Raw genomic sequence first — 22,611 nt, 5'->3', positions numbered from 1 at the left:
TTATTTTTGTGCGGGCTCACGAATTGTAACCGGAGCGGGGCTGGCCCACTCCGGGCGCGGCATCTGGCAGGCCGCGGGCGGCGCTTACTGCGGGCCCATCTTGTCCATCAGCGCGGCGAGTTTTTCGTACTCGTCGGCGGTGAGGTCGGTAAGCGGAGTACGCACCGGGCCGGCGTCATAACCGGCGATCCTGGCGCCGGCCTTGACGATGCTCACGGCATAGCCGGCCTTGCGGTTGCGGATGTCCAGGTAAGGCAGGAAGAAGTCGTCGATCAGCTTGGCCACGGTGGCGTGGTCGTCACGGGCGATGGCGTTGTAGAAGTCCATGGCGGTCTTCGGCACGAAGTTGAACACGGCGGAGGAGTACACCGGCACGCCCAGGGCCTTGTAGGCAGCAGCATACACCTCGGCGGTCGGCAGGCCGCCCAGGTAGCTGAAGCGGTCGCCCAGGCGGCGACGGATCGACACCATCAGCTCGATGTCACCCAGGCCGTCCTTGTAGCCGATCAGGTTCGGGCAGCGCTCGGCGAGTTTTTCCAGCAGGTCGGCGTTCAGGCGGCAGACGTTGCGGTTGTAGACGACTACGCCGATGTTTACCGATTTGCATACGGCTTCGACGTGGGCGGCGACGCCTTCCTGGCTGGCTTCGGTCAGGTAGTGGGGCAGCAGCAGCAGGCCCTTGGCACCCAGGCGCTCGGCTTCTTGCGCGTATTCGATGGCCTGGCGGGTGGAGCCACCGACGCCGGCGAGGATAGGGACCGACTTGGCGCAGGTGTCGACGGCGGTCTTGATCACCTGGCTGTACTCGCTGGCAGCCAGCGAGAAGAACTCACCGGTGCCACCGGCGGCGAACAGGGCGCTGGCGCCGTACGGGGCCAGCCATTCCAGGCGCTTGACGTAGCCAGCCGGGTTGAAGTCGCCATGGGCGTTGAAGTCGGTGACCGGGAAAGACAGCAGGCCGTGGGAGAGGATGGATTTGAGTTCTTGTGGAGTCATTGTTGTTGGCATCCTGTGGCGCTTGGGTGAAGGGTGATGTTTTGCGTTGGAGGTAAGTTATCGTACAACTTGTACGATGACTAGTCCCTTGGGGAGATTTTTTTGTGGAGGGGCGGAAGGCGTGTTATTGCCTGTGCCGGCCTCTTCGCGGGTAAATCCGCTCCTACAGGGACCGCGTCGCGCTTGTAGGAGCGGGGTTGCCCGCGAAGAGGCCAGAACAGGCGACAACAAGAGATGCATGAGACATAGATGGCAGACTAATCGCGATCAGTCATCGTATCTCTTGAGGGGCAGGAAAAAAGATCGCGGAGACAGGCACAAGCCCGCCGCCCGTTTCCACGGGAAGTGTTCTGGGACCAGCAGAGGGTGACCGGGGAAAACGGGGGCGGCCTTGCGCCGCCCCGCGATCAAAGCAGAGGAAACTGGGGTCAGGCAGCGTGCTGGCGCTTGATCTGCGCCTTGCGTACCTGGGCCCGGCAAGCGTCGCCGAAAGCCTGGAAAATCTTGATCGAATCCGGGTTCTTCGCCGCTTGCCACTCCGGGTGCCACTGCACGGCGAACAGGAATGGCGAGATGCTCGGGGCATGGATCGCCTCGACCAAGCCGTCTTCGGCGTGGGCGATGGCCTCGATGCCGGCACCGAGCTTGTGCAGGCCTTGGCCATGCAGCGAGTTGACGCGAATCTCGTCGGTACCCAGGGTGTCACGCAGCCAGCTGTCCGGCTTGATCTTCACGCCGTGCACCTGGGCGTATTGCACCTCGACCGGGTCTTCCGGGTTTTCCCGGTGGTCGTTGAAGCCAGGCTCGGCGTACACCTTCTGGTAGATGTCGCCACCCAGGGCCACGTTGATTTCCTGCATGCCACGGCAGATGCCGAAGATCGGCAGGCCACGCTTGATCGCGGCCTTGACCAGCGGGATGTCGAACAGGTCGCGGTTCTGGTCCTGGCCTTTGCCGGGGGTCTCGTTTTCCTGGCCGTACAGGGCCGGGTCGATGTTGCTGCCGGCACCGGTCAGGTACACGCCGTCGGCCATGTCCAGATAGGTCTCGAGGTCTTCGATGCCGCAGCAGGTGGGCACCAGCACCGGGACGCAATCGGAAAACTCGACCAGCGGGGTGATGTATTTGTGGGTCATGACCTGGTAGTCATGGCCTTTGCGCTCTTGGCTGCCCATGGTCATCAGGACGACGGGTTTGCGCAGGGAGGGTTGCTTGTTGCCAATGTTGCTGTTGGACATATGTCACCTTGGGACAGGTTCGGCCTGTCGTTGTTGTGCAGGTGCACGGCGCGGGGCCATGGGTGCAACCTGTAGCCCCGAGCACTGCCGGCTCGTCGGAGGCGACGATTCCGGTCGGGGCTTGTAGATAGCTTGCCAGAGCCGTTCGATATGTCAAACGACGGAGCAGGGCTTGATGGCAGGGAATGCGCCGGTTTTTGGGGGCTGAAACCGATGCGGGCCTGTGGCGGCGTGGGTTTGGCGGGGGTTAAGGTCAATAATATTTAACGATGCAGTTGGGTCTTTGCAGCGGTGCAATGAAGGGCCGGCAGAGTCGCTCACTCCTTCGGCTGACGCGGAACCTGTAGGAGCGGCCTTGTGTCGCGAAAGGGCTGCAAAGCAGCCCCGGCAATTTGTGCACCTGCGCTGAAACCCTGGGGCTGCTGCGCAGCCCTTTCGCGGCACAAGGCCGCTCCTACACAGATATTGCGCCAGCTTTCATCATTTTCAATCAGTGCAGTATCTGCGCCAGGAACCCCTTGGCCCGCTCGGTACGCGGCTGGTTGAAGAACACCTGCGGCGGGCTGTCTTCAATGATCTGCCCGCCCTCGAGGAACAGCACCCGCTCGGCTACCTGGCGGGCAAAGCCCATTTCATGGGTGACGCAAAGCATGGTCATGCCAGTGCCGGCCAGTTGCACCAGCACATCCAGCACCTCGGCGACCATCTCCGGGTCCAGCGCCGAGGTGGGCTCGTCGAACAGCATGATCCGCGGCTTCATGCACAGCGCCCGGGCAATCGCCACGCGCTGCTGCTGGCCGCCGGACAGCTGGCTGGGGTACTTGTGCGCCTGGCTTTCGATGCCGACCTTGCTCAGGTACATGCGCGCCCGCTCCTCGGCGTCCTTGCGCGACAGGCCGCGCACGCTGGTGGGGGCCAGCAGGCAGTTGTCGAGCACGCTCATGTGCGGGAACAGGTTGAAGTGCTGGAACACCATGCCGATGTCGCTGCGCACCTGCGCCGCTTCGCGGGTGGTGGCCGCCAGGTCGATGCCATCCACCTTGATGCTGCCCTGCTGGGCCACTTCCAGGCGGTTGATGCAGCGGATCAGGGTCGACTTGCCCGAGCCGGACGGCCCACACAGCACGATGCGTTCGCCTTCGCGCACCTGCAGGTCGATGTCGCGCAGCACGTGGAACGCGCCGTAGTGCTTGTTCAGGCCTTCGATGCGGATCAGCACCGGGCGCGGGTCGGGTTCGGGGGCAAGGGTGGCAAGGCTCAGTGGTGCGGTCATCTTGTTGTTCTCCCGCAGGGGTTCAGTCGAAACGGGTCGCGCTGTAGGGCGCGGGGTCGGTGAAGGGGCGTTCGCCGGTGACCAGTTCGGCCACCAGCCGGCCGCTGACCGGGCCCAGGGTGAGGCCGTGGTGGGCGTGGCCGAAGTTGAACCACAGCCCTGGGTGGCGCGGCGCCGGGCCGATCACCGGGCGCATGTCGGGCAGGCACGGGCGGCGGCCCAGCCACGGGGTGTCGTCCAGGCGCTCACCCAGGGCCGGGAACAGCTTGCGCGCCAGGGCTTCGCAACGGCCCAGCTGGATCTGGTTGCCCGGCGCGCTGCTGGCGTCGAACTCGATGCCGGTGGTCAGGCGCACGCCGCGGGCCATCGGCGCCAGCACGTAGCCGCCCTGGGTGTCGCAGATGGAATGCTCCAGTTGCGCGCCGTCACGGGTGCTGTAGTGCATGTGGTAGCCACGCTTGATCGCCAGCGGGATCTGGTAGCCAAGGCCGCTGAACAGGTCGGCTGACTGCGGGCCGAGGCAGGCCACTACCTCGTTGGCGGTGATCGGGCCGCGGCGGCTGTCTACCTGCCATTGGCCGTCGACCTGGCGCAGGCTGCGCGCATCGCCATGCAGGAACTGCCCGCCGCGCTGCGTGAACAGGGTGGCGTAGCCACGGGTGAGGGCGCCAGGGTTGTTCACGGTCTTGGGGTCGAGCCAGTGGATGCCGCCGACCACGCTGGCGTCCAGCTGGTGCTCGCGGGCCTGCAACTGCCCGCATTCGAGGATTTCGAACTGCAGGCCATAACGGCTCAGGCCCTTGGCGTCGGCCTTGGCCTGCTCGAACAGCGCCGGGTCACGGAACACTTCGATCCAGCCTTTGGCCTGCACCAGCCCTTCCAAGCCGGCGGCAGCAATGAATACGTCGTGCTCCTCTACGCAGCGCTGCACCAGCGGCAGCATGTCGGCGGCGGCCCCGGCCAGGCGCCCGGGGGCCGACTGGCGCCAATAGCGCCACAGCCAGGGTGCGGCCTTGGGCAGGTGCAGCAGGCTGTAGCGCACGTCGGGCTGGCGGTTCAGGCCATAGCGCAGCAGTGCGCCCAGTTGCCGCGGGAAGGCATAGGGGATGACGCTGGAGCGCTCGATCAGCCCGGCGTTGCCGTGGCTGGTGCCGCAGCCCGGTTCGTCGCGGTCGATCAGGATCACCTGGCGCCCGCGGGCCTGCAGGTGCAGCGCGGTGCTGACGCCGACGATGCCGGCGCCGAGGACAAGGGTCTGGCAATGCATGGAACGTATCCTTCGGTCAGTTCAGGTGGCGGCCCAGGCGGGCTTCCAGGTGTTTCAGCAGGCGCCGCACCAGTTCGACGATCAGCAGGTAGAGCACGGCGGCCCACAGGTAGATCTGGAAGTCGAAACTGCGCGAGAAGGCCAGTTTGGTCACGCCCATCAGGTCGTAGATGGTCACCAGCGAGGCGATCGCGCTGGCCTTGATCATCAGGATCAGTTCGTTGCCCAGCGGGCCGATGGCCACCAGCAGCGACTGCGGCAGGATCACCTTGAAAAAGGTGGTCGAGCGCTTCAGGTTCAGCGCCCGCGCCGCCTCATGCTGGCCGGGGGCGACGGCCATCAGGCTGCCGCGGAAGATCTCGGCCTGGTAGGCGGCGGTGTTCAGGGTGAACGCCAGCAGGGTGCAGAACCACGCCTCGCGGAAGAACCACCACAGGCCGACGTCCTGCCAGAAGCCTTTGAGCGAACCCAGGCCGTAATACAGAAGGAACAGCTGGGCCAGCAGCGGCGAGCCGCGGAAGAAGTACACATAGCCGGCGGCCATGCGCTGCAGCAGCAGGCTGCGCGACATGCGCGCCAGGGCCAGCAACAGGCCGAGCACCGCACCCAGGCTGAAGGAAATCGCCACCAGCTTGGCCGTTACCAGCAGGCCATCGAGGAAGCGTGGGCCGTAGCGTTCCAGCAGGTCGGGGTCGAGTACCAGCGCCAGCAGTTGTTCGAAGCTCATGCGCGTGCTCCTTGCAGGTGGCGGTTGCTGCGCCGTTCGATGAAGGCGAACACGCGCCCGGAAATGGCGGCGAACAGCAGGTAGCCCAGGCAGGCGACGCCATAGAAGAACATCGGCTCCTTGGTCACGCTGACGGCCAGGTTGGTCTGGCGCATCAGGTCGACCAGCGAGATGGTGGATACCAGCGAGGTGTCCTTGAGCAGCGACAGCCAGTTGTTGGACAGGCCGGGCAGGGCGATGCGGGTCAATTGCGGCAGCAGCACCTTGAAGAAGCCGGTGCGCTTGCTCAGGCCCAACGCCGAGCAGGCTTCCAGCTGGCCCTTGGGCAGGGTCTTGAAGGCTGCCAGCCAGATCTCGCTGGAGAACGCGGCGAACACCAGGCTGAAGGCGATCAACGCGGCGAGGAAGGTATTGATCAGGAACTCACCCTGGTAGCCCATGGCTGCGAGAGTCTTCTGTGCGGCGATCTGGCAGCCGTAATAGATGATCAGCAGCGTCAGCAGTTCGGGCAGGCCACGGAACACGGTGGAGAAGGTGGTGGCCCAGGCTCGCGGCAAGCGCTTGCGCGAGCGTGCTGCAAGGGCGACGACCAGGCCCAGCGGCAGGCCGATGGGCAGGCAGGCCAGGGCCAGGGAAACAGTGACCAGGGCGCCGGCCAGCAACGCCTGGCCCCAGCCTCCACTGGCGAAGGACAGCAAGGATAATTGATCGAGCATGACAAACCCCTAGGATGGGCAATGCGGACTCTTTGTAGGAGCGGCCTTGTGTCGCGAAAGGGCTGCTTAGCAGCCCCAGGATCTATGCCGCAGCAGGGATTGCCGGGGCCGCCTTGCGGCCCTGTCGCGACACAAGGCCGCTCCTACAGAAATTGCGCAGTTTCCTGAAGATCAGTTGTAGATATCGAAAGCGAAGTACTTGCTGGCGATCTTCTGGTAGGTGCCGTTGGCCACGATCTGTTGCAGCGCGGTGTTCAGGCGCTGGCGCAGGGCTTCGTCGTCCTTGCGCACGGCAATGGCGGCATCGGCCTTGGTGTCGGCCACGTCACCGAGGATCTTGCAGCAGTCCCCGCCGTTCTTGGTCATCCACTCATGCAGCGGGAATTTGTCGGCAATCACCCCGTCCAGGCGGCCCGCGGCCAGGTCGGCGTTGGCTTCGTCCATGGTCGGGTACAGTTTCACGTCGGCACCGGCCTTGGCGTAGACGTCTTCGGCGTAGATGGCCTGGGTGGACGACGACTGGGCGCCAACGGTGTAGCCGTCGAAGGTGGTCTGGGCGTCGTTGATCTTGCTGTCCTTGGCCACGGCAACGGTCAGCGGGGTGCGGTAATAGTGGTCGGTGAAGGCGATTTTCTTGCGCCGTTCTTCGGTATTGATCATCGACGCGACCACCGCGTCGTACTTGCGTGCCATCAGCGCCGGGATGATGCCTTCCCAGTCCTGGGCCACCAGCGTGCACTCGACTTTCATCTGCTCGCACAGGGCGTGGGTGATGTCGACGTCGAAGCCGTGCAACTGGTTATTGGCGTCGACATAGTTGAAGGGCGGGTAGGCGCCCTCGGTGGCGAAGCGCAGGGTTTCGGCACTGGCGGCACCCGACAGCAGCAGGGCGCACGCACCCACCAAGGCCATGGTCTTTTTCATCTCGCACCTCATTGCACTCTTGCTATTGTTGTTTTCCCGTCGACCACGAGGTGTAGCCGACGAATTCGTTATGTAGAGCGGCAGTTGCTTCCAAGCGCTTTTCAACATCCGGCCCGAGCTTCTTGCAGACCTCGTTGACCATCAGGTGCACCCACGACAGCATGGTCGAGGTGGACTCCCAGAACAGGTTGAACTCGGTGGGGATGCGGAACACCTCGTCGGCGTTGGCATCGGCCCAGTCACAGAAGGTGTCGGTCACCAGGGTGACCGCTATGCCAGCCTCGCGCGCCTTCTGGCACAACAGCAGGGCATGGCGGGAATAACGGCGGGCTTCGAACACCACCAGGGCGCTGTCTTCGGCGCGGCCCAGCAATACTTCGCCAAAGTGCCCGGCACTCATATCCACCAGCTGCACGCCATCGCGCAGGTACTGCAGCAGGTGGCTCATGCACATGGCGATGCCACGCTCGGTCTGGAAGCCGGCGATGAACACCCGCTGCCTGCTTGCCAGGCGCTGGGCGACGCTGTGCCAGGCGCTGCTCTGGCGATACTCGTGCACGCGCACCAGGGCGGCGATTTCCAGCTCCAGGCTGCCGGCGTTGTCGCTGGCGTCCTGGTTCTGGCGGTAATCTTGCAGGCGGTCGCCGACCAGCCACGGGCCATCGCCCAGGTCGTTCTGCAGGTCTTGCTTCAACGCCTTGAGATGGGCATAACCCAATGAGCGGCAGAAACGGCCGACGCTGGATTCGCTGACGCCCAGCTTGGCGGCAATGCTGGCCGAGGTCTGGAACGGCAGTTCCTGCAGATTGGCGAGCATGTAGGTGGCGATCTTGCGGCCCGAAGCAGCGGCCCCTTCGAGGCTGTTTTCCAAGCGTTGCTTGATCGGTTGGCTCATGCTGCGGCTCCAGGGGTAAGGCTTGCGAAAGAAAATGGCTGTTTTCTGTCATCAAGTCAACATTTGACAGATAGCTGTCACATGCAGGAAAGTTTTTGTCGTTGCAACGCTGTAGCCATTCCAATTCCAACAAGGAGCTTCAGATGTCCGCACCTTCCACCAGCACCGTCGTGCGTGTGCCTTTTACCGAGCTGCAGGGCCTGTTGCAGAGCATTTTCCAGCGCCATGGCTGCAGCGAAAGCGTGGCCCGGGTGCTGGCCCACAACTGCGCCAGCGCCCAGCGCGATGGTGCCCATAGCCATGGGGTGTTCCGCATGCCCGGCTATGTTTCGACATTGGCCAGCGGCTGGGTCGATGGCCAGGCCACGCCGAAGGTCAGCGACGTGGCGCCCGGTTATGTTCGCGTCGATGCCGCAGGCGGCTTCGCCCAGCCGGCGCTGGCGGCGGCCCGTGAACTTCTGGTGGCGAAGGCGCGCAACGCTGGCATCGCCGTGCTGGCGATCCACAACTCGCACCACTTCGCCGCGCTGTGGCCGGATGTGGAGCCTTTCGCCGACGAAGGCCTGGTAGCCCTGAGCGTGGTCAACAGCATGACCTGCGTGGTGCCGCACGGCGCCCGCAAGCCGCTGTTCGGCACCAACCCCATCGCCTTTGCCGCACCTTGCGCCGAACATGACCCGATCGTCTTCGACATGGCCACCAGCGCCATGGCCCATGGCGACGTGCAGATTGCCGCGCGTGCTGGCCAGCAATTGCCGCAGGGCATGGGTGTGGATGCCAATGGCGAGCCGACCACCGACCCCAAGGCGATTCTGGAAGGCGGCGCCTTGCTGCCATTTGGCGGGCACAAGGGCTCGGCCTTGTCGATGATGGTCGAGTTGCTGGCGGCGGCGCTGACCGGCGGGCATTTCTCCTGGGAGTTCGACTGGTCGGGGCACCCGGGGGCGAAGACGCCGTGGACCGGCCAGTTGATCATCGTCATCGACCCGAACAAGGCCGAGGGCGAGCGGTTTGCCCAGCGCAGCCGCGAACTGGTCGAGCAGATGCAGGCGGTAGGGCTGACGCGCATGCCGGGCGAGCGGCGTTACCGCGAGCGCGAGGTGGCCGAGGAGGAGGGGGTGGCGTTGACCGAGCAGGAATTGCAAGGCCTGAAAGAGCTGCTTGGCTGACCCGGCCTCTTCGCGGGCGCGCCCGCTCCCACAGTGATAGCACCGCCCTTGAGACCTGTGCAGTACCTGTGGGAGCGGGCATGCCCGCGAAGAATCCAGCACCAATCCTCAGCCATGCAATGTTGCATAGACAACCTTGCACAATAGTTGATGTTCCTGAGCCCGCACTCCGGGTATGCTCAGGGCTGCCTTTTCGAACTGTCCTGATCCAAGGAGCTGCACGCTGTGTTCAAACATGTCGATGCCTATGCCGGCGACCCGATCCTCTCGTTGATGGAAACCTTCAAGGCCGACCCGCGCGCCGACAAGGTCAACCTGAGTATCGGCCTGTACTACGATGAGGCCGGCGTGGTGCCGCAACTGGCGGCTGTGGATGCGGTGGAGAAACGCATCGCCGGCCAGGACCACGAAGCCTCTCTGTACCTGCCGATGGAAGGCCTGGCCAGCTACCGCCAGGCGATCCAGGCGCTGCTGTTCGGTGCCGATCACCCGGCTGTTACCGGCGGGCGTGTGGCCACCGTGCAGACCGTAGGCGGTTCCGGCGCCCTCAAAGTCGGCGCCGACTTCCTCAAGCGCTACTTCCCGCAGTCCGAAGTCTGGGTCAGCAACCCGACCTGGGACAACCACCGCGCCATCTTCGAAGGCGCCGGCTTCAAGGTGCACACCTACCCGTACTTCGACCAGGCCACCCGTGGCGTGGACTTCGACGGCATGCTGGCCACCCTGCAGACCCTGCCGGCCAACAGCGTGGTGCTGCTGCACCCGTGCTGCCACAACCCCACCGGCGCCGACCTGGAACAGCACCAGTGGCAACAGGTGGTTGAAGTGGTCAAGGCACGCCAACTGATCCCGTTCCTCGACATCGCCTACCAGGGCTTCGCCGAAGGCCTGGTGGAAGACGCCTACGCCATCCGCGAAATGGCCCGCGCCGGCGTGCCGTGCCTGGTCAGCAACTCGTTCTCGAAGATCTTCTCGCTGTACGGCGAGCGTGTCGGCGGCCTGTCGGTGGTCTGCGACGATGAAGCCACTGCCCAGAGCGTGCTCGGCCAGCTGAAGGCTACCGTGCGCCGCAACTACTCCAGCCCGCCCAACTTCGGCGCCCAGCTGGTTGCTGGCGTGCTCGGCGATGCCGCCCTCAATGCCCAGTGGGCCGAGGAAGTCGAAGTGATGCGCAAACGTATCCTCGACATGCGCCAGGCGCTGGTCGATGCCCTGGCCGTGCTGCTGCCAGGCCAGGACTTCCAGTTCTTCCTGCGCCAGCGCGGCATGTTCAGCTACACCGGCTTCAGCGTCGAGCAGGTGCGCCGCCTGCGTGACGAGTTCGGCGTGTACCTGATCGACAGCGGCCGCGTATGCATGTCCGGCCTGCGTCCGGCCAACCTGCAACGGGTTGCCGAAGCCTTCGCCGCCGTCCAGAAGTAACACCGTACCAGGCCGCTTCTGTGGGGCGCGGCCTTTGTAGGAGCGGCCTTGTGTCGCGAAAGGGGTGCGCAGCGCCCCCAACGTTTGCAACTTCGCCGCGAATATTGCCGGGGCCGCTTTGCGGCCCTTTCGCGACACAAGGCCGCTCCTACACCTGTCAAATCCCTCCTGCAGTCCACGGGCACAACCCGCTTGTAAAGACAAGTGCAACCGCTCCTCGGAAAAGGGCTTCGCAAGTGCAACCTTTCCGTGCACAATCGCGCTCCCTTTTTCGGTTGAGTTGGGCGAAACGTCTATTTCGCCATTCTCAGCCTGTTGCAGTCTTGCGAGTGGAGCTTCACCCGGAATGAATGAGCAGGCCCCAAGCGTTGAACAACGCTTTGCAGAATCGACCCCCGCCACCCTCGGCAGCTGGTCGCGTCACGACACCACCTGGATGCTGGGCCTGTTCGGCACAGCGATCGGCGCCGGAACCCTGTTCCTGCCGATCAACGCCGGCCTTGGCGGCTTCTGGCCGTTGCTGATCCTGGCCATGCTGGCCTTCCCGATGACCTATTTCGCTCACCGCGGGCTGACCCGTTTCGTCCTTTCCGGGCGCAATGACGGCGATATCACCGAAGTGGTCAAGGAGCACTTCGGCATTACCGCCGGCGCCTCGATCACCGTGCTGTACTTCTTCGCGATCTTCCCGATCCTGCTTATCTATAGCGTGGCGCTGACCAACACCGTGTCCAGCTTCATGGAGCACCAGCTACACATGCAGCCGCCGCCACGGGCCATCCTGTCGTTCGTGCTGATCCTCGGCCTGCTGGCCATCGTGCGCTGCGGGGAGCAGGCCACGGTCAAGGTCATGAGCCTGCTGGTCTACCCGTTCATCGTCGCCCTGGCATTGCTGGGCCTGTACCTGGTGCCGCACTGGACCGGTGGCATTCTCGATAGCGCCACCCAGGTACCACCAGCTTCGGCCTTCCTGCACACCCTGTGGCTGGCGATTCCGGTGATGGTGTTCTCGTTCAACCACTCGCCGATCATCTCCGCCTTTGCCGTCGACCAGAAGCGCCGCTACGGCGAGCATGCCGATGAGCGTAGCGGCCAGGTCCTGCGCCGTGCCCACCTGCTGATGGTGGTGATGGTGCTGTTCTTCGTGTTCAGCTGCGTGCTCACCCTGAGCAGCGCCCAGCTGGCCGAGGCCAAGGCGCAGAACCTGTCGATCCTGTCGTACCTGGCCAACCATTTCAGCAACCCGACCATCGCGTTCGCTGCACCGCTGATCGCCTTCGTGGCCATTGCCAAGTCGTTCCTCGGCCACTACATCGGCGCCAGCGAAGGCCTGAAGGGCATCATCACCAAGGCTGGTGCACGCCCGGCGGGCAAGACCCTGGACCGGGTGGTTGCCGCGCTGATGCTGGTGGTGTGCTGGATTGTCGCCACCCTCAACCCGAGCATCCTCGGCATGATCGAGTCGCTCGGTGGCCCGATCCTCGCGGTGTTGCTGTTCCTGATGCCGATGTACGCCATTCGCCGCGTGCCATCCATGCGCAAGTACAGCGGTGCTGCCTCCAACGTGTTCGTGGTAGTGGTCGGCTTGGTTGCGCTGACCTCGGTGGTATACGGCCTGCTGGGCTGATACGTCATCCGCAAAAGTAATGCCCGGGGCGCTTGTAGCCACCCGGGCATTTTTTTGTCCACAAGAATTGTCCGGTAATAGAACAATTTCACTGTCCCCATAGGCACCCGGCCGCCTTCATGCTTAACTCAGTGTCCTTTTCAAACCCGCATAAGGATTTCGTCATGGCTCAAGTGACTCTCAAAGGCAACCCGGTTCAGGTCAACGGCGAGCTGCCGAAAACCGGCGCCCAGGCTCCGGCTTTCTCCCTGGTCGGTGAAGGCCTGGCTGACAAGTCGCTGAAAGACTTCGCCGGCAAGCGCAAGGTGCTGAACATCTTCCCGAGCGTCGACACCCCGACCTGCGCTACCTCCGTGCGCAAGTTCAACGCCCAGGCCAACGATGTGGCCAACACAGTGGTGCTGTGCATCTCCGCCGACCTGCCGTTCGCCCAGGCACGCTTCTGCGGCGCCGAAGGCCTGGACAACGTGAAGAACCTGTCGACCCTGCGTGGCCGCGAGTTCCTCGAAAACTACGGCGTGGCCATCGCCGATGGCCCACTGGCCGGCCTGGCTGCCCGTGCCGTGGTGGTGCTGGACGAAAACGACAAGGTGCTGCACAGCGAGCTGGTTGGCGAAATCGCTGATGAGCCGAACTACGACGCAGCTCTGGCTGTGCTGAAGTAAGAGTTGTGTGGGGCAGGGCGGGCGTCGATCGCCTGTGCCGGCCTCTTCGCAGGTAAACCCGCTCCCACCGGTACTGCACAATGCTTCAGGACTGCGCGGTACCTATGTAGGAGCAGCCTTGTGCTGCGAAGAGGCCATTACTGCCACAGAGTCTCTTTTGCCGTGCCGGCCCCTTCGCAGCACAAGGCTGCTCCTACAGGTAGTGCACTGCACCTGTGGGAGCGGGTTTACCCGCGAAGGGGCCGACACAGGCAGCCGAAACCCTTCAGCCCGCCACCCACCGCTCCAGGCAACACCCTGTAAACGGCCCGGAACGCTTTCCGGGCCGTTTTCATTTAAAGTTCAACCCCTTGGCAACGTCAGGCAAAGGTAAACCTCTGGTAAAGGCGCTTTGCTAAAACGATGCCAGTGCTTATCGTTCATTCTCCCCAAGCCGTCATTCCGAACAAGGTTCGTTCAACCCATGCAAGTGTCCAATTCCCGCTCCCCTCGTCGCTGGCTCGTCGGCCTGCTGATCCTGCTGCTGGTGGCTGCACTGGCCTGGTGGCTGTGGCCCGCAGCGACGCCTGCGCATAAAGAAGCCGGTGGCGGGCGCGGTGGCAAGGGCATGGGCATGATGGGCGGTCGCCCGGGCTTCGGCGGCTCCAGCGACCCGGTGCCGGTGCGCGTCGAGCCGGTGCGGGTGGGCGACTTCCCGCTGTACTACAAGGCCCTGGGCACAGTCACCGCCACCAACACCGTCAACGTGCGCAGCCGCGTGGCTGGCGAGCTGGTCAAGATCCACTTCAAGGAAGGCCAGCAGGTCAAGGCCGGCGACCTGCTCGCCGAAATCGACCCGCGCCCGTACCGCATTGCCCTGCAGCAGGCCGAGGGCACCCTGGCGCAGAACCAGGCGCAACTGAAGAACGCCCAGGTCGACCTGGCCCGCTATAAAGGCCTGTACGCCGAAGACAGCATCGCCAAGCAAACCCTCGACACCGCCGAAGCGCAGGTGGCACAGTTCCAGGGGCTGGTGAAGACCAACCAGGCGCAGGTCAATGACGCCCGCCTGAACCTGGACTTCACCCAGATCCGCGCGCCGATCAACGGCCGCGTAGGCCTGCGCCAGCTCGACCTGGGCAACCTGGTGGCGGCCAACGACACCACCGCGCTGGTGGTGATCACGCAGACCGAGCCGATCAGCGTTGCCTTCACCCTGCCGGAAACCGAGTTGAGCACCGTGCTGGAACGCTACCGCAGCGGCGCCAGTCTGCCGGTCGAGGCCTGGGACCGCAGTGACAGCAAGCTGCAGTCCACCGGCGTGCTGGGCAGCATCGACAACCAGATCGACACCACCACCGGCACCCTCAAGTTCAAGGGCCGCTTCGAGAACAAGGACCTGGCCCTGTTCCCCAACCAGTTCGTCAACGTGCGCCTGCTGGCCGACACCCTCAAGCAGGTGACCATGGCCCCGGCGGCGGCCATCCAGTTCGGCAATGACGGCTCCTTCGCCTATGTGGTCAATGACCAGAACACGGTCAACATCCGCAAGCTCAAGGTCGGCGCCAGCGACGGCGAGAACAGCGTCATTCTCGAGGGCCTCAAGGCCGGCGACCGCCTGGTGCTGGAAGGCACCGACCGCCTGCGCGAAGGCACCAAGGTGGAAGTTGTCGAAGACAGCTCGCAGGTGCCGACCACCCCGGGCCAGCACCTGCAAGGCCAGGAAGGCAAGGGTTCGGCAAGCACTGGCGATGTGCAGCCCGGTGAAGCACAGCCTGGTAGCGCAGCAGGCAAGGCGGGCGCATGAACCTCTCGCGTCTGTTCATCCTGCGGCCGGTTGCCACCACGCTGAGCATGCTGGCCATCGTCCTGGCCGGCCTGATCGCCTACAAGCTGTTGCCGGTTTCCGCGTTGCCGCAGGTGGATTACCCGACCATCCGGGTCATGACCCTGTACCCAGGCGCCAGCCCGCAGGTCATGACCAGCGCGGTTACCGCGCCGCTCGAACGTCAGTTCGGCCAGATGCCAGGCCTGGAGCAGATGGCCTCGACCAGCTCCGGCGGCGCCTCGGTGCTGACCTTGCGCTTCAACCTCGACATGAACATGGACGTTGCAGAGCAACAGGTGCAGGCCGCGATCAACGCCGCCAGCAACCTGCTGCCCAGCGACCTTCCGGCGCCGCCGGTGTACAACAAGGTCAACCCGGCCGACACCCCGGTGCTGACCCTGGCCATCTCCAGCAAGACCATGCCGCTGCCCAAGCTCAACGACCTGGTCGATACCCGTGTGGCACAGAAGCTCGCACAGATCAGCGGTGTTGGCATGGTCAGCATCGCCGGTGGCCAGCGCCAGGCGGTGCGGATCAAGGTCAACGTCGATGCCCTGGCCGCCAACGGCCTGAACCTGGAGGACGTACGCACCCTGATCGGCGCTTCCAACGTCAACCAGCCCAAGGGCAACTTCGACGGCCCGACCCGGGTGTCGATGCTCGACGCCAACGACCAGCTGCGTTCCCCTGAGGAATACGCCAACCTGATCCTGGCCTACAACAATGGCGCGCCTCTGCGTCTGAAGGATGTTGCAGAAATCGTCGACGGCGCCGAAAACGAGCGCCTGGCTGCCTGGGCCAACGAAAACCACGCCGTGCTGTTGAACATCCAGCGCCAGCCGGGCGCCAACGTCATCGAAGTGGTCGACCGCATCAAGGCCCTGCTGCCGTCGATCACCGACAACCTGCCGGCCGGCCTCGATGTGTCGGTGCTCACCGACCGCACCCAGACCATCCGCGCCGCGGTCAAGGACGTGCAGCACGAACTGCTGATCGCCATCGCCCTGGTGGTAATGGTCACGTTCGTCTTCCTGCGCCGTTTCAGCGCCACGCTCATCCCGTCGATCGCCGTACCGTTGTCGCTGATCGGCACCTTCGGCGTGATGTACCTGGCCGGTTTCTCGGTCAACAACCTGACCCTGATGGCCCTGACCATCGCCACCGGTTTCGTGGTCGACGACGCCATCGTCATGCTGGAGAACATCTCCCGGCACATCGAGGAGGGCGAGACGCCCATGCAGGCGGCGCTCAAGGGCGCCCGGCAAATCGGCTTCACCCTGATCTCGCTGACCTTCTCGCTGATTGCGGTACTGATCCCGCTGCTGTTCATGGCCGATGTGGTCGGCCGCCTGTTCCGCGAGTTCGCCATCACCCTGGCGGTGGCCATCCTGATTTCCCTGGTGGTATCGCTGACCCTCACGCCGATGATGTGCGCGCGCCTGCTCAAGCGCGAGCCCAGGGAAGAGGAACAGGGCCGGTTCTACCGCGCCAGTGGCGCCTGGATCGACTGGCTGATCAGGCACTACGGTAGCGCCCTGCAGTGGGTGCTCAAGCGCCAGCCGTTGACGCTGCTGGTGGCCGTGGCCAGCCTGGCGCTCACCGTATTCCTGTACATGGTGGTGCCCAAGGGCTTCTTCCCGGTACAGGACACCGGGGTGATCCAGGGCATTTCCGAAGCGCCGCAGTCCACCTCGTTCGCCGCCATGAGCGAACGCCAGCAGGCGCTGAGCAAGGTGATCCTGCAGGACCCGGCGGTGCAGAGCCTGTCGTCCTACATTGGCGTCGATGGCGACAACGCCACGCTCAACAGCGGCCGCCTGCTGATCAACCTCAAACCCCATGGCGAGCGTGATGTCACTGCCAGCGAGGTGATCAACCGCCTGCAGCCACAAGTCGATCGGCTGGTGGGCATCCGCCTGTTCATGCAGCCGGTGCAGGACCTGAGCATCGAGGACCGGGTCAGCCGGACCCAGTACCAGTTCAGCCTCTCGTCGCCCGACGCCGACCTGCTGGCGCAGTGGAGCGGCAAGCTGGTGCAGGCGCTGCAGCAGCGCCCGGAACTGGCCGACGTGGCCAGCGACCTGCAGGACAAGGGCCTGCAGGTGTACCTGGTGATCGACCGCGACATGGCCGGGCGCCTGGGCATCAGCGTGTCGCAAATCACCAACGCCCTGTATGACGCCTTCGGCCAGCGTCAGATCTCGACCATCTACACCCAGGCCAGCCAGTACCGCGTGGTGCTGCAGTCGCAGGATGCGGCGGTGATCGGCCCGCAGGCGCTGGAGTCGATCCACGTCAAGGCCACCGATGGCGGCCAGGTGCGCCTGTCGGCGCTGGCACGCATCGAGCAGCGCCAGGCCCAGCTGGCCATTTCCCACATTGGCCAGTTCCCGGCGGTGACCTTGTCGTTCAACCTGGCCCACGGCGCTTCGCTGGGCAAGGCGGTGCAGGTGATCGAGCAGGTGCAGAAGGACATCGGCATGCCGCTGGGCGTGCAGACTCGCTTCCAGGGCGCGGCGGAGGCCTTCCAGGCATCGCTGTCGAGCACCTTGCTGTTGATCCTGGCGGCGGTGGTGACCATGTACATCGTGCTGGGCGTGCTGTACGAGAGCTACATCCACCCGGTGACCATCCTTTCGACCCTGCCGTCGGCAGCGGTCGGCGCCTTGCTGGCCTTGCTCATCAGCGGCAACGACCTGGGCATGATCGCCATCATCGGCATCATCCTGCTGATCGGCATCGTCAAGAAGAACGCGATCATGATGATCGACTTCGCCCTCGAGGCCGAGCGCCAGCAGGGCATGAGCCCGCGCGATGCCATCTACCAGGCGGCGCTGCTGCGCTTCCGGCCGATCCTGATGACTACCCTGGCCGCGCTGTTCGGCGCCGTGCCGCTGATGCTCGCCACCGGTTCCGGTGCCGAGCTGCGCCAGCCGCTGGGCCTGGTGATGGTCGGCGGGTTGCTGGTCAGCCAGGTGCTGACGCTGTTCACCACCCCGGTCATCTACCTGTACTTCGACCGCCTGGCCCGCCGCTGGCGCCCGGCCACTGACGTGAAGCAGGCCGAGGCATGAACCTGTCCGGTCCTTTCATCCGTCGCCCGGTTGCGACGATGCTGTTGAGCCTGGCGATCATGCTGCTGGGCGGGGTCAGCTTCGGTCTGCTGCCGGTGGCACCGCTGCCACAGATGGACTTCCCGGTAATCGTGGTGTCGGCCAACCTGTCAGGCGCCAGCCCGGAAGTGATGGCGTCCACCGTGGCCACGCCGCTGGAGCGCAAGCTGGGCAGCATTGCCGGCGTGACCACCCTGACCAGCAGCTCCAACCAGGGCTCCACACGGGTGATCATCGGCTTCGAGATGGGCCGCGACATCGACGGTGCGGCGCGCGAGGTGCAGGCGGCGATCAACGCCACCCGCAACCTGTTGCCCAGCGGTATGCGCAGCATGCCCACCTACAAGAAGATCAACCCGTCGCAGGCACCGATCATGGTGCTGTCGCTGACTTCGGACGTGCTGCAGAAGGGCCAGCTGTACGACCTGGCCGACACCATCCTGTCGCAGAGCCTGGCCCAGGTGCCCGGGGTAGGGGAGGTGCAGATCGGCGGCAGTTCGCTGCCGGCGGTGCGCATTGCTGTCGAGCCGCAATTGCTCAACCAGTACGGCCTGTCGCTGGATGAAGTACGTACTGCCGTGTCCAACGCCAACCAGCGCCGGCCGATGGGCTTTGTCGAGGACGCCGAGCGCAACTGGCAGGTGCGCGCCAATGACCAGCTGGAAAGCGCCAAGGACTACGAGCCTGTGGTGATCCGCCAGCAGAACGGCACCATCCTGCGCCTTTCCGACGTGGCGACCATCACCGACGGTGTCGAGAACCGCTACAACAGCGGCTTCTTCAATGACCAGAGCGCGGTGCTGCTGGTGGTCAACCGCCAGACAGGCGCCAACATCATTGAAACGGTCGACCAGATCAAGGCGCAGTTGCCGGCCCTGCAGTCGCTGCTGCCGGCCAGCGTGCAACTGAACGTGGCCATGGACCGTTCGCCAGTGATCAAGGCCACCCTCAAGGAAGCCGAGCACACCCTGCTGATCGCCGTGGTGCTGGTGATCCTGGTGGTCTACCTGTTCCTCGGCAGCCTGCGGGCGTCGCTGATCCCCAGCCTGGCGGTGCCGGTGTCACTGGTGGGCACTTTCGCGGTCATGTACCTGTGCGGGTTCTCGCTCAACAACCTGTCGCTGATGGCGCTGATCCTCGCCACCGGCCTGGTGGTGGACGATGCCATCGTGGTGCTGGAGAACATATCCCGGCACATCGAGGACGGCCAACCACCTATGAAAGCGGCCTTCCTGGGCGCCAAGGAAGTGGGTTTCACCTTGCTGTCGATGAACGTGTCGCTGGTGGCGGTATTCGTCTCCATCCTGTTCATGGGTGGCATCGTGCGCAACCTGTTCCAGGAGTTCTCCATCACCCTGGCGGCGGCGATCATCGTGTCGCTGGTGGTGTCGCTGACCCTCACGCCGATGCTGTGCGCCCGCTGGCTCAAACCGCACCAGGCCGAGCCGACACGTCTGCAGCGCTGGAGCGAACAGTTGCACCAGCGCATGGTCGATGCCTATGACCGCAGCCTGGGCTGGGCCTTGCGCCACAAACGCCTGACGCTGATCAGCCTGCTGGCCACCATCGGCATCAACATCGCCCTGTACGTGGTGGTGCCGAAGACGCTGATGCCGCAGCAGGATACCGGCCAGCTGATAGGCTTCATCCGTGGCGACGATGGCCTGTCGTTCAGCGTCATGCAACCGAAAATGGAAATCTACCGCCGCGCCTTGCTGGCCGACCCGGCAGTGCAGAGCGTTGCCGGCTTCATCGGTGGCAACAGCGGGACCAACAATGCCTTTGTGCTGGTGCGCCTGAAGCCGATCAGCGAGCGCAAGCTCGACGCCCAGAAGGTGATCGAACGCCTGCGCAAGGAAATGCCCAAGGTACCCGGCGGGCGCCTGTTCCTGATGGCCGACCAGGACCTGCAACTGGGCGGTGGTGGCCGTGACCAGACCTCTTCGCAGTACCTGTACTCCCTGCAGAGCGGAGACCTGGCGGCCCTGCGCGAATGGTTCCCGAAAGTGGTGGCGGCGCTGCGTGCACTGCCGCAACTGACTGCCATCGACGCCCGCGACGGTGCCGGCACCCAGCAGGTGACCCTGGTGGTCGACCGTGACCAGGCCAAGCGCCTGGGCATCGACATGGACATGGTCACCACGGTGCTGAACAACGCCTACAGCCAGCGGCAGATCTCCACCATCTACGACAGCCTCAACCAGTACCAGGTAGTGCTCGAGATCAACCCGAAGTACGCCTGGGACCCGAGCACCCTCGAGCAGGTACAGGTGATTACCGCCGACGGTGCCCGCGTACCGCTGTCGACCATCGCCCACTACGAGAACAGCCTGGCCAACGACCGGGTCAGCCACGAAGGCCAGTTCGCCGCCGAAAGCATCGCCTTCGACGTCGCCGAAGGCTACAGCCCCGACCAGGCCATGGCGGCGCTGGAGCGTGCGGTGGCCAAGCTGGGCTTGCCCGAGGAAGTGATTGCCAAGCTTGGTGGTACCGCCGATGCCTTCGCCAAGACCCAGGAAGGCCAGCCGCTGATGATCCTTGGCGCGCTGGTGCTGGTCTACCTGGTGTTGGGCATCCTCTACGAAAGCTACATTCACCCGCTGACCATCCTCTCGACACTGCCCTCGGCCGGCGTGGGTGCCTTGCTGGCGCTGTACGTCACCGGCGGCGAGTTCAGCCTGATCTCGCTGCTGGGGCTGTTCCTGCTGATCGGCGTGGTGAAGAAGAACGCCATCCTGATGATCGACCTGGCCTTGCAGCTGGAGCGCCACCAGGGCCTGACACCGGAAGAGTCGATCCGCCGGGCCTGCCTGCTGCGCCTGCGGCCGATCCTGATGACGACCCTGGCGGCCATTCTCGGTGCCTTGCCGCTGCTGCTGAGCCGCGCCGAAGGCGCGGAAATGCGCCAGCCTCTGGGCCTGACCATCATTGGCGGCCTGGTGTTCAGCCAGGTCCTCACTCTTTACACGACACCGGTGGTCTACCTGTACCTGGACCGCCTGCGTCACCGTTTCAACCGTTGGCGTGGCGTGCGCACCGACGCCGCCCTGGAAACCCCGCTATGACTTTTGCCCAGACCCCACTTCACCGTGCCCTGCAGACGCTGACCCGTGGGCGTGGCTCGCGCCTGCTCGGCGCCGGGTTGTGCGTCGCCTTGCTCAGCGCCTGCACCCTGAGCCCGGACTACCACCGCCCGGAACTGAGCAGCACGGCGCAGTTCAAGCACGCCGAAGGCTGGACCCAGGCCACGCCGTCCGATGCCATCGCCCGCGGCGCCTGGTGGGAAATCTACGGCGATGCCGGGCTCAATGCACTGGTCGAAGAGCTCAACCGCAGCAACCAGACCGTGGCCCAATCCGAGGCCCAGTATCGCCAGGCCCAGGCGCTGGTGCGCAGCAGCCGGGCGGCGCTGTTCCCCAGCCTGGACCTGAGCGTCGGCAAGACCCGCTCGGCCCAGGGTACCGGCAGCTCCAGCTCGAGCCTGTCCAACAACAGCAGTGGCATTCGCAACACCTACAATGCCCAGCTCGGCGTCAGCTGGGAAATCGACCTGTGGGGCAAGCTGCGCGAGACCTTGAACGCCAACGAAGCCAGTGCCGAAGCCAGCCTGGCCGACCTGGCCTCGATCCGCCTCAGCCAGCAGTCTGAACTGGTGCAGAACTACCTGCAGTTGCGGGTGATCGACGAGCAGAAACGCCTGTTGGAAGCCACCGTGGCAGCGTATGAACGTTCCTTGCGAATGAACGAAAACCAGTATCGCGCTGGCGTCGCCGGCCCGGATGCAGTGGCCCAGGCGCGTACCCAGCTCAAGAGCACCCAGGCCGACCTGATCGACCTGGTCTGGCAGCGTGCACAGTTCGAGAACGCCATTGCCGTGTTGCTGGGCAAGACCCCGGCGGACTTCGCCCTGGCCGACAGCAAATCCATTCCGGCGCTGCCGCAAATTCCGGTGGCCTTGCCTTCGCAGTTGCTGGAGCGACGCCCGGACATCGCTGCGGCCGAGCGCAACGTGATGGCTGCCAACGCCAACATCGGCGTGTCGCGGGCGGCCTACTTCCCGGACCTGAGCCTGAGCATGAGTGGCGGTTACTCCAGCAGCAGCTTCAGCAACTGGATCGAACTGCCCAACCGCTACTGGTCGGTGGGCCCGCAGCTGGCGCTGACCTTGTTCGACGCCGGCAAGCGCAGTGCCGAGGTGGACCGCACGGTGGCGGTGTATGACCAGACCGTGGCGCAGTACCGCCAGACCGTGCTCGACGGGTTCAAGGAAGTGGAAAACCTGCTGGTGCAGTTGAAGGTGTATGGCGATGAGGCGGTGGTGCGCCAGGAGGCACTGGATGCTGCCCGCGAGTCGCTGCGCCTGACCGAGAACCAGTACCGCGCCGGGCTGATCGGCTACCTGGATGTGGTCAACGTGCAGACCACGGCGCTGAGCAACGAGCGCAGTGTGTTGAACCTGCTGCAAGGGCGCCTGGTGGCCAGCGTGCAGCTGGTTGCTGCCCTGGGTGGTGGTTGGGATGCCGGGCAAGCCTTCGCCGAGCAGGATTGAAGCGACCCGCAGACGCGTACCTCTGTAGGAGCGGCCTTGTGTCGAGATCGGGCCGCAGAGCGGCCCCAGAACTTTGTGTACAAGCACAGATCGCTGGGGCCGCTTCGCAGCCCGATCGCGACACAAGGCCGCTCCTACAGCTACCGCGCATGCGTCCAGGCCCTCGCAGTCTTTGGATCCATTCCCATTCGCAAAAACCCCGTGCGTTTCGCCTGACCTTGAG

Annotated in this window: 16 protein-coding genes; 8 read left to right on the top strand and 8 right to left on the bottom strand. The window is 64.5% G+C overall.

Translation table 11 applies throughout. The features are described 5' to 3' along the window. Nucleotides 1–84: 84 nt before the first annotated feature. The 8 genes from kdgD to GYA95_RS11590 all read right to left on the bottom strand — a co-directional run bounded on the left by kdgD (nt 85) and on the right by GYA95_RS11590 (nt 8,036). Complete coding sequence (kdgD, locus tag GYA95_RS11625; protein ID WP_015270697.1) at nt 85–996, bottom strand: 5-dehydro-4-deoxyglucarate dehydratase; 912 nt, start codon at nt 994–996, stop codon at nt 85–87. A gap of 428 nt (nt 997–1,424) precedes the next feature. Further along, the gene (locus GYA95_RS11620) at nt 1,425–2,234 is read right to left on the bottom strand and encodes a gamma-glutamyl-gamma-aminobutyrate hydrolase family protein (RefSeq protein ID WP_015270696.1); all 810 of its coding nucleotides are present in this window, start codon (nt 2,232–2,234) and stop codon (nt 1,425–1,427) included. Between the two features lie 490 nt (nt 2,235–2,724). Then, complete coding sequence (locus tag GYA95_RS11615; protein ID WP_013972988.1) at nt 2,725–3,507, bottom strand: amino acid ABC transporter ATP-binding protein; 783 nt, start codon at nt 3,505–3,507, stop codon at nt 2,725–2,727. A 22-nt stretch (nt 3,508–3,529) separates the two neighbouring features. After that, nucleotides 3,530–4,774, bottom strand: a complete 1,245-nt coding sequence (locus tag GYA95_RS11610) for an NAD(P)/FAD-dependent oxidoreductase (protein WP_015270695.1) — start codon at nt 4,772–4,774, stop codon at nt 3,530–3,532. Between the two features lie 16 nt (nt 4,775–4,790). Then, nucleotides 4,791–5,501: an ABC transporter permease gene (locus GYA95_RS11605; RefSeq protein ID WP_004376258.1), complete on the bottom strand. Its 711-nt coding sequence runs from the start codon at nt 5,499–5,501 to the stop codon at nt 4,791–4,793. After that, entirely contained in the window at nt 5,498–6,217 is a 720-nt protein-coding gene (locus GYA95_RS11600) for an ABC transporter permease (protein WP_015270694.1), read from the bottom strand. The genes GYA95_RS11605 and GYA95_RS11600 overlap by 4 nt, the downstream gene beginning before the upstream one ends. Before the next feature lie 171 nt (nt 6,218–6,388). Continuing rightward, nucleotides 6,389–7,141 carry a transporter substrate-binding domain-containing protein gene (locus GYA95_RS11595; protein ID WP_013972985.1) on the bottom strand — a complete coding sequence of 251 codons (753 nt, stop codon included), beginning with the start codon at nt 7,139–7,141 and terminating at the stop codon, nt 6,389–6,391. 22 nt (nt 7,142–7,163) lie between these two features. Then, the gene (locus GYA95_RS11590) at nt 7,164–8,036 is read right to left on the bottom strand and encodes a MurR/RpiR family transcriptional regulator (protein ID WP_015270693.1); all 873 of its coding nucleotides are present in this window, start codon (nt 8,034–8,036) and stop codon (nt 7,164–7,166) included. 143 nt (nt 8,037–8,179) lie between these two features. On the opposite strand from GYA95_RS11590, the gene GYA95_RS11585 reads away from it, so the two are divergent. The 8 genes from GYA95_RS11585 to GYA95_RS11550 all read left to right on the top strand — a co-directional run bounded on the left by GYA95_RS11585 (nt 8,180) and on the right by GYA95_RS11550 (nt 22,388). Beyond that, a complete protein-coding gene (locus tag GYA95_RS11585; protein ID WP_015270692.1) occupies nt 8,180–9,205 on the top strand; it encodes an Ldh family oxidoreductase in 1,026 nt (341 codons plus the stop codon). A gap of 225 nt (nt 9,206–9,430) precedes the next feature. Then, entirely contained in the window at nt 9,431–10,627 is a 1,197-nt protein-coding gene (locus tag GYA95_RS11580) for an amino acid aminotransferase (protein ID WP_015270691.1), read from the top strand. Between the two features lie 346 nt (nt 10,628–10,973). Further along, complete coding sequence (locus GYA95_RS11575) at nt 10,974–12,254, top strand: serine/threonine transporter (protein WP_015270690.1); 1,281 nt, start codon at nt 10,974–10,976, stop codon at nt 12,252–12,254. Nucleotides 12,255–12,418: 164 nt separating this feature from the next. Then, a complete protein-coding gene (tpx, locus tag GYA95_RS11570) occupies nt 12,419–12,919 on the top strand; it encodes a thiol peroxidase (protein ID WP_015270689.1) in 501 nt (166 codons plus the stop codon). Between the two features lie 463 nt (nt 12,920–13,382). Continuing rightward, nucleotides 13,383–14,705, top strand: a complete 1,323-nt coding sequence (locus GYA95_RS11565) for an MdtA/MuxA family multidrug efflux RND transporter periplasmic adaptor subunit (protein ID WP_015270688.1) — start codon at nt 13,383–13,385, stop codon at nt 14,703–14,705. Continuing rightward, entirely contained in the window at nt 14,702–17,800 is a 3,099-nt protein-coding gene (locus GYA95_RS11560; protein WP_013972978.1) for an MdtB/MuxB family multidrug efflux RND transporter permease subunit, read from the top strand. The genes GYA95_RS11565 and GYA95_RS11560 overlap by 4 nt, the downstream gene beginning before the upstream one ends. Next, nucleotides 17,797–20,904, top strand: a complete 3,108-nt coding sequence (locus tag GYA95_RS11555) for an efflux RND transporter permease subunit (protein ID WP_015270687.1) — start codon at nt 17,797–17,799, stop codon at nt 20,902–20,904. The genes GYA95_RS11560 and GYA95_RS11555 overlap by 4 nt, the downstream gene beginning before the upstream one ends. Then, entirely contained in the window at nt 20,901–22,388 is a 1,488-nt protein-coding gene (locus tag GYA95_RS11550) for an efflux transporter outer membrane subunit (protein WP_015270686.1), read from the top strand. The genes GYA95_RS11555 and GYA95_RS11550 overlap by 4 nt, the downstream gene beginning before the upstream one ends. Nucleotides 22,389–22,611: the final 223 nt, after the last annotated feature.

This window comes from Pseudomonas asiatica (genome assembly GCF_009932335.1).
In the GTDB taxonomy this organism is placed as follows: Bacteria; Pseudomonadota; Gammaproteobacteria; order Pseudomonadales; family Pseudomonadaceae; genus Aquipseudomonas; species Aquipseudomonas asiatica.
The sequence above is the reverse complement of the archived record's forward strand: the minus strand, read 5'-3'. Positions and strand labels throughout refer to the sequence as shown.